Source organism: Gilliamella sp. Occ4-3 (genome assembly GCF_001690675.1).
GTDB classification, from domain to species: domain Bacteria; phylum Pseudomonadota; class Gammaproteobacteria; order Enterobacterales; family Orbaceae; genus Gilliamella; species Gilliamella bombi.
Map to the genome: position 1 here is coordinate 1 of NZ_LZHR01000006.1, position 347 is coordinate 347.

At 34.3% G+C, this 347-nt stretch carries 1 protein-coding gene; it reads left to right on the top strand.

Annotated features, from left to right (window positions below; genetic code table 11):
* Positions 1-59: 59 nt before the first annotated feature.
* Positions 60-347: hypothetical protein (locus A9G44_RS00790; protein ID WP_143426268.1), on the top strand; the 288-nt coding region annotated here is incomplete at its 3' end.

Here is a 347-nt window from a genome sequence, read left to right on the forward strand (position 1 = left end):
CCAGAGTGGCGGATATGTTTTATAAATGTAAATCATGGGGTTATTAATAGGCAATAATCATGACAAAAAAACTAACCATCATTGCATTACTCATCAGTAGCGCACTAATTATATTTTTACTAAAAAGTTGTAATAATTACATGTATAAAGACCGCATACAGGAAGAAAATGATCGTATTAACCCTACCGGTAATAGAGCGGTTTGTCTTGCTGTGGGCGAGCTGTATGCAGATATGTACCCCTATACCATTCATTATCTTGAAGGGGAAATAGATCCTAACGATCCTTATGACAAAATTAAGCAAAATAAAAGACTTAACTTAAAACTATCCCTTTATGCCAAAGAG